8 protein-coding genes and 1 pseudogene are annotated in these 6,685 nt (G+C 70.1%); 2 read left to right on the plus strand and 7 right to left on the minus strand.

The genetic code is table 11. From position 1 onward, the window contains the following. The 5 genes from cbiE to VIU94_RS27830 form a co-directional block, all read right to left on the minus strand. Nucleotides 1-871 (minus strand): precorrin-6y C5,15-methyltransferase (decarboxylating) subunit CbiE (cbiE, locus tag VIU94_RS27810; protein WP_331915274.1); only part of this gene is annotated, 871 nt, incomplete at its 3' end. Nucleotides 872-1,087: 216 nt separating this feature from the next. Next, nucleotides 1,088-1,723, minus strand: a complete 636-nt coding sequence (locus VIU94_RS27815) for a GNAT family N-acetyltransferase (protein WP_331915276.1) — start codon at nt 1,721-1,723, stop codon at nt 1,088-1,090. A gap of 199 nt (nt 1,724-1,922) precedes the next feature. Next, complete coding sequence (locus VIU94_RS27820) at nt 1,923-2,780, minus strand: MetQ/NlpA family ABC transporter substrate-binding protein (protein ID WP_331915278.1); 858 nt, start codon at nt 2,778-2,780, stop codon at nt 1,923-1,925. 78 nt (nt 2,781-2,858) lie between these two features. Then, nucleotides 2,859-3,527 carry a methionine ABC transporter permease gene (locus VIU94_RS27825; RefSeq protein ID WP_331915280.1) on the minus strand — a complete coding sequence of 223 codons (669 nt, stop codon included), beginning with the start codon at nt 3,525-3,527 and terminating at the stop codon, nt 2,859-2,861. Beyond that, the gene (locus VIU94_RS27830) at nt 3,524-4,594 is read right to left on the minus strand and encodes a methionine ABC transporter ATP-binding protein (RefSeq protein WP_331915282.1); all 1,071 of its coding nucleotides are present in this window, start codon (nt 4,592-4,594) and stop codon (nt 3,524-3,526) included. Before VIU94_RS27830 ends, VIU94_RS27825 begins: the two co-directional genes overlap by 4 nt. Before the next feature lie 540 nt (nt 4,595-5,134). Here VIU94_RS27830 and VIU94_RS27835 point away from each other — a divergent pair. After that, the gene (locus tag VIU94_RS27835) at nt 5,135-5,497 is read left to right on the plus strand and encodes a hypothetical protein (RefSeq protein WP_331915284.1); all 363 of its coding nucleotides are present in this window, start codon (nt 5,135-5,137) and stop codon (nt 5,495-5,497) included. A 2-nt stretch (nt 5,498-5,499) separates the two neighbouring features. Then, a complete protein-coding gene (locus VIU94_RS27840; protein WP_331915286.1) occupies nt 5,500-5,946 on the plus strand; it encodes a hypothetical protein in 447 nt (148 codons plus the stop codon). Nucleotides 5,947-5,952: 6 nt separating this feature from the next. On the opposite strand, the gene VIU94_RS27845 is transcribed toward VIU94_RS27840, so the two are convergent. Both VIU94_RS27845 and VIU94_RS27850 read right to left on the minus strand, forming a co-directional pair. After that, nucleotides 5,953-6,456, minus strand: a complete 504-nt coding sequence (locus VIU94_RS27845) for a GNAT family N-acetyltransferase (protein ID WP_331915290.1) — start codon at nt 6,454-6,456, stop codon at nt 5,953-5,955. Between the two features lie 36 nt (nt 6,457-6,492). Continuing rightward, a pseudogene (locus VIU94_RS27850) lies at nt 6,493-6,685 on the minus strand (sigma-70 family RNA polymerase sigma factor); the annotation flags it as partial.

Below are 6,685 nucleotides of genomic sequence, written 5' to 3' on the forward strand. Positions count from 1 at the left end.
CGTCGACGGCGATGACGGCCGCGCCGAACCGGGCGGCCTCCACGGCGAGCGCGCCGCTGCCGCTGCCGATGTCCCAGACGAGGTCGCCGACGCGGGGGCCGAGCCGAGCGAGCTGGGCGGCGCGCAGGGCCGGGCCCTCGCCGGCCCCGGCCTCGTCCGCGTACTCCTCGGTGGGGAGCACCCAGTCGCGTACGGCGGGGGTGTCGTGACCCATCAGCCAGCCTCCCCCGACGCCTCCGGCGTGGGGGTGCCCCCAGCCGGACGGGGCGCCGCCGCCGATGACGATGACGACGTTGGGGTCGCGCCAGACGTGGTCGGCGGCCTTGTCGGAGGTGAGGACGGTGACCTGTTCACGGTCGGTGCCCAGTTCCTCGCAGATGACGAAGGTGCGGTGGACGCCGTCGAGGAGGAGGGCGAGTTCGGCGGGGCCGGCGCCGGGCGAAGTGAGGACGGCGACCTTGGGGTGGGCGCGGCAGACGTTCACGGCGCGGCGCAGGGTGCGCTGGTGGGCCACGACGATCTGGGCGTCGTCCCAGGGCATGCCGGCGCGGGCGAAGGCGGCGGCGACGGAGGAGACGGCCGGGACGACCTCGACCTCCAGGCCGTGCTCGGGGGCGCGCAGGGTGCGGACGACGCCGAAGAAGCCGGGGTCGCCGTCGGCGAGGACGACGGCGGTGCCGCGGTGCTGGGCGATCCGGCGGGCGGCGAGGTCGACGCTGCCGAGGCGGATGCGCTCGGCGCCGGGCGGCACCTCGGGCAGGGCGAGGTGGTGCGCGGCCCCGGCCACCAGCGTCGCGGCCGAGAGCGCGGACCGGGCGGCCGCGGTGAGGGGAGATCCGTCCCAGCCGATCACCGTGACACGGTCGGCCATCGTCGCGTGTCTCCTGAGGTCGTGGCTGGTCGGGGGAGGGCCTGCCTTCCGGGTCAGGCCGGATCAGCGAGCGGGGTCTGGTGCGTGCGATCCCGAGGCGGAGGAGGAAGACAACGGCGGAGCCATGGCGACCGACGACAACGCCGGGAGCGTGCGTGCCAGGCCCCGCGAGCCCGGCCTGATCCGGAAGACAGGCCCTCGTGAGGGTACCCGGGATCAGCTCCAGTCGGCGAAGGAGGTGTATCCGGCGTCGGCCATCTGGTCCGCGACGCCCTCGAGGTCCTCGGGGAGCAGGCTCCAGATGATCAGGTCGGTCCTGGCGTCGGTCCACCTGCCGGTCTCGGTCTGGTGGCGCACTATCCAGGCGTTGCGCAGGACGCCCTCGCTGATGCAGCCGATCTTCTGGGCAACCTGCTGGGAGGCGGTGTTGTCGGCGGCGGTGCGCAGCTCCAGGCGTTCGAAGCCGCGGTCGCGGAACAGCCACTGGGCGACGGCGAGAACGGACTCGGTGGCGTAGCCCTCGCCGCGGGCCCAGGGGGCGGTGACGTAGGCGACCTCGGTGGAGCTGGTGCGCCAGTTGGTGTGGTGGAGGTGGACCGTGCCGACCAGACGCTGCGTCAGGAACTCGGTGACGGCGAAGACGATGCCGCGTCCTTCGGTTCGCTCTGCAGGAGCGATCCTGCGCACCCAGTCCTCGGCGTCGGAGCGGGTGTACGGGTGCGGAACGGAGGTCCAGGCGGTGACGAGTTCGTCGTTCATCATCTCCACGAACGCGGGGACGTCGGCGTCTTCGTACGGGCGCAGCACCAGCCGATCCGTGCTGATGGAGATGTCCGGAAAGGTGGTAGTCATGCGCAGCTCCATGCCGAGAAGCGTCGGAAGAGACCGTGAACGCACAGCATGCAGCATGGGGCCGCCGGTGCGCATGGCCGGGTCGGTCGTGCGGTGGGACACGGCGAAGGCCCCGCACACCGGACGGGATGCGCGGGGCCTTCGTCACAAGGACATTACTGCGCGCGCCGTCTGACGGCACGTCGCATATGACCCGGTGTTACTTCACGGCGCCGAAGGCCGGGATGACCGAACCGTTGTAGGTGTCCTCGATGTACTTCTTCACCTCGGGCGAGTTGAGGAGCTCGACGAGCTTGGCGACCCGGGCGTCCTTCTCGTTGCCCTTCTTGACGGCGAGGAAGTTGGCGTACGGGTTGCCCTCCGCCTTCTCCACGGCGATGGCGTCCTTGGCCGGCGAGAGCTTGGCCTCGATGGCGTAGTTGCCGTTGATGACCGCGGCGTCGACGTCGTTCAGGGCGCGGGGCACGGTGGCGGCCTCCAGCTCCTTGAACTCCAGGCCCTTCTTGTCGGTGATGTCGGAGAGCTTGGCGTTGGTGCCGACGCCGTCCTTGAGGGTGATCAGACCGTTCTCGGCGAGCAGCTGGAGCGCGCGGCCCTCGTTGGTGGTGTCGTTGGGGACGGCCACGGTCTGACCGGGCTTGATGTCCTTGAGGTCCTTGACCTTCTTGGAGTAGAGGCCGAGGGGCTCCAGGTGGACGTTGACCACCGGGACGATGTGGGTGTTGTTCTTCTTGTTGAAGTCGTCGAGGTACGGCTTGTGCTGGAAGTAGTTGGCGTCGACCTGGCCGGACTCGGTGGCGGTGTTCGGCAGGACGTAGTCGGTGAACTCCTTCACCTCCAGCTTCAGGCCGGCCTTCGCGGCGAGCTTGTCCTTGACGAAGTTCAGGATGTCGGCGTGCGGCGTCGGGGACGCGGCGACGACGAGCGGCTTGGACGCGTCGGCCTTCCCGCCCTCGCCCTTGGCGGCCGGGTCGGAAGAGGTGCCGCAGGCGGTGAGGCCCAGGGCGAATGCGGCGGTCGCGGCGGCAGCAGCGGTGAGCTTGATGTTCTTACGCACGAAGAGTGCCTCTTTCTGGTGGTGCGGACTTCGCCCGAGCACGACGAGTGCGGGCTGTGGGGTGGAGCGTTCCGGGGCCTAGGCGGTACGGCCGCGGCGGGCGAGGAGGCGGACGGCGCCGTCTCCCACGAGCTGGACCACGGTCACGATCGCGATCAGGACGACGACGGTGACCAGCATGAACTGGGTGTCGAAGCGCTGGTATCCGTACGTGATGGCCTTGGAGCCGAGGCCTTCGCCGCCGACCGCGCCGGCCATCGCCGAGTAGCCGACGAGGACGATCACGGTGGTGGTGACGGCGGAGACGAGGGAGGGCAGGGCCTGCGGGAGCAGCACCTTGCGGATGATCGTGGGCACCGAGCCGCCCATGGACTGGACGGCTTCGACCAGTCCGTGGTCGACCTCGCGGATCGCGGTCTCGACGAGACGCGCGAAGAAGGGGATGGCGCCGATGGCGAGCGGCACGATCATCGCGGTCGGACCGATGAAGGTGCCGACGACGAAGGTGGTGAAGGGGATCAGGGCGATCAGCAGGATGATGAACGGCAGCGAGCGGCCGATGTTCACGATCACGCCGACGGCCTTGTTGACCACAGCGTTCTGCAGCAGGCCGCCCTTGTCGGTGAGGACCAGGAGGATGCCGAGCGGCAGTCCGCCGAGCACGGAGACGACCGTGGCCCACAGCACCATGTAGAGGGTGTCGATCGTGCCCTGCTCGAGCAGCGGCTGCATTTCCGACCAGGTCACTGGGCACCGTCCTTCACCAGCGCGGGGTTCTGTGCGGGGATCGCGACTGCGTCGTCGGCGTCCTCGGCGTCGACCACGTCGACCTGGAGGCCCTGCTCGCGCAGGAAGCCGACCGGGACGACGTTCTCCTCGTACCGTCCGGGCAGTTCGATCCGCATGCGGCCGATCTGCTTGCCGGCGACGGTGTCCATCGCCGCCCCGAGGATCGAGATGTCGATGTTGTACGTACGGGAGAGCTGCGAGATCACCGGCCGGCTCGCGGCCTCGCCGTGGAAGGTGACGTCGACGACGGTCCGGTCGAAGCCGGTGGCGGCGCCGGTGAGCGGGAAGAGCTCGGCGGCCAGCTCGGAGCCGGGCGTGGCGAGCAGTTCGTTCACGGTGCCGGACTCGACGATCCGGCCCTTCTGCATCAGCGCGGCGGAGTCGCAGATCGTCTTGACGACCTCCATCTCGTGCGTGATGAGCAGAACGGTCAGGCCGAGCTGCCGGTTGAGGTCGCGCAGCAGCTGGAGGATGGAACGGGTGGTCTCCGGGTCGAGGGCGCTGGTGGCCTCGTCGGAGAGCAGGACCTTGGGGTTGCCGGCCAGGGCGCGGGCGATGCCGACGCGCTGCTTCTGGCCGCCGGAGAGCTGGCCGGGATAGGCCTTCGCCTTGTCGGCGAGGCCGACCAGGTCGAGCAGCTCCAGGGCGCGACGCCCGCGCTCGGCGCTGGAGACGCCGAGGATCTCCAGCGGCAGCTCGATGTTGTCCTTCACCGTGCGGGAGGACAGCAGGTTGAAGTGCTGGAAGACCATGCCGATGCGGGTACGCGCCCGGCGCAGGTCGGCCCCGGCGCGCTTGCCGCGGCCGGCGAGGGCGGTGAGGTCGACTCCGTCGACGGTCACGGTGCCGGAGGTGGGGCGCTCCAGGAGGTTGACGCAGCGGATCAGCGAGGACTTTCCGGCGCCGCTCTGGCCGATCACGCCGAAGACCTCGCCTTCGCGGACGTGGAGGTCGACGCCGTCCAGAGCGGTGACCTGGCGGCCTCGCGACTCGTAGACCTTGGTCAGGCCCGAAGTGGTGATCACAGGGGTTTCCGTCACTGTCGAGTGCGCGGCGCGGGGTCCGCCGGGCACGGGGCATTCGAAGAAGATCGGACAGTCAGGCGCAGGGGTGCGCGGGGCAGCGACGATCGGGTGCTGGTGAGCACATGGATCGGCTCGGCCGTCGGGGCTCGCTTCGGGGCGCGAGTCTCAGGCGGGGGCCCTCAGTTGGCGCACATTCGACACATACAACGAGCACCGGGCGTCATGTTCGCCTCGGTCGCAAGGGTGCGTTCGCTCGTCGTGGTCATGGCTGCAAGTAAAACAGACGTGCCTGTCGATCGAACCGGGGTGTCCGAATAGCGGACATCGTCGAGACGCTATGCGGACAGGAACGGGAGGCGGGGTCCGTCGTCCGTGACCGCCGTGGCCCTGTCCGGCCTGCGGGGATACGGCCCGGGGAGTGGGTGCGGGGGTGCGTGCCGGGCGCCGCCCGCGGGGGCTCGGTGTGGCCAAGGCCACGGCCGGCGGGTGCGCCGGGGGCCGGGCGCATCGGGCGGCTCGCCGCGTAATACCCTCGGGCGCATGCTCGACGCCCTGACGGTCGCGGTCTCCGCGGCCGCGCTCGCCCTCGCCGCCTGGTGCGGCTTCGCCGCGTACCGCGACCAGCCGACCAAGGACTGGCATTTCATCGGCATGGCGGTGGTGACGGTCCTCGCCCTCGGCCAACTGGTGGTCGGCGTCGTGCAGCTGGCGCGCGGCCAGGCGGCCGAGGAGGGCACGGCGATCTTCGTGGCGTATCTGCTGGGCGCGCTGTGCGCGGTCCCGGCGGCGGGCTTCATGTCGCTGGCGGAGCGCAGCCGCTGGGGCTCGGCGACGGTGGCCGCGGGCGCGGTGGTGCTCGCGGTCCTCGAAGTGCGTCTCTTCGACATCTGGACGGTGGGCTGACGATGACCGCGACCGACACGGACACCGAGGAGACCGGGCCGCGGACGCGGCTCGTGAAGGGCCCCGGAATGCTGCTGGTCTGGCTGTACGGGGTGATGTCGGTCGGCGCGGTCTCGCGCTCGATCTACCAGATCGCGACCGAGTACGACCGGGCCCCGCTCGCCTACTCCCTGTCCGCGGTGGCGGCCGTGGTGTACGCCTTCATCACGTACACGCTGGTCCGGGGCGGCGAGACGGCCCGCAGGGCGGCGCTGGTGTGCTGCGCCGCCGAGCTCGCGGGCGTCCTGATCGTGGGCACCTGGACGGTGGTGGAGCCTTCCGCCTTCCCGGACTCGACGGTCTGGTCGGCGTACGGCATGGGCTACATCTTCATCCCGGTGCTGCTGCCGGTCACCGGAATGCTCTGGCTGCGCCGCTCCCGTACAGACGTGGCGCAGCCCGCCGCCTGATCGCCGCTACGCGCTAGCGGCGAAGTCGCGCGCCACGGCCTCCTTCTCCAGCGTGAGCAGCGTCAGCCGCGGGCCGACCTGTTCGCTGGAGACCTGCAGATAGCCGCGGCTGCGGTACAGCCGCAGATTGCTCTCGCTGCGGTGGCCGGTGAAGAGCTGGAAGCGCTTGGCTGCGTCTTCGCCCGAAAAACGCTTCTCGATCGCGTCGAGCAGCCGGCCGCCCAGACCGTGGCGCTGCATCCGGGGGTGCACGATCAGCTTGGCGATCCGGGCCGTGCCGCCCTCGTCGACGCTGCCGCGCACGGAGGCGACCACCTCGTCGCCGAGCCTGGCCACCAGCGCGTGCCCCTGGGCTATTTCGGCCCTCAGGTCGTCCAGGGACTGGGTGAGGGGCTCGATTCCGTAGTCGCCGTACAGCTCGGCCTCGCTCTGGTAGCACAGATACTGCAGCTTGAGGATCTGCTCCGCGTCCTGTGCCCCTGCCGCTGAGATGGTCACGCTCATGCCCATGTGCGCATGCCTCCCGCTCACCTGTCCGCCGGTTGTCTACCGCTCCTTTCCCCCAGGTTCAGGAGCCGCAACCTCTGCCGCCAGCATTCTGCGCAGGCATCCCAGGCAACGGGAACGCATCGGCCCCAGACTTCCCTGTGAGATTCCCAACTTCCCTGCGATTTCCCGGTAGGTCGGGTCGTCCGGGGACAACATCGCAGTCAGCAGCCGGGGGCAGTTTCCCGGGGTG

Origin of the sequence: Streptomyces sp. (assembly GCF_036566765.1) — a bacterium.
GTDB lineage: Bacteria > Actinomycetota > Actinomycetes > Streptomycetales > Streptomycetaceae > Streptomyces.

Excerpts from the sequence above, each read along its gene's own strand:
- VIU94_RS27815 (WP_331915276.1), bottom strand. The coding sequence starts at position 1,723 with ATGACTACCACCTTTCCGGACATCTCCATCAGCACGGATCGGCTGGTG.
- VIU94_RS27835 (WP_331915284.1), top strand. The coding sequence starts at position 5,135 with ATGCTCGACGCCCTGACGGTCGCGGTCTCCGCGGCCGCGCTCGCCCTC.
- VIU94_RS27840 (WP_331915286.1), top strand. The coding sequence starts at position 5,500 with ATGACCGCGACCGACACGGACACCGAGGAGACCGGGCCGCGGACGCGG.
- VIU94_RS27845 (WP_331915290.1), bottom strand. The coding sequence starts at position 6,456 with ATGGGCATGAGCGTGACCATCTCAGCGGCAGGGGCACAGGACGCGGAG.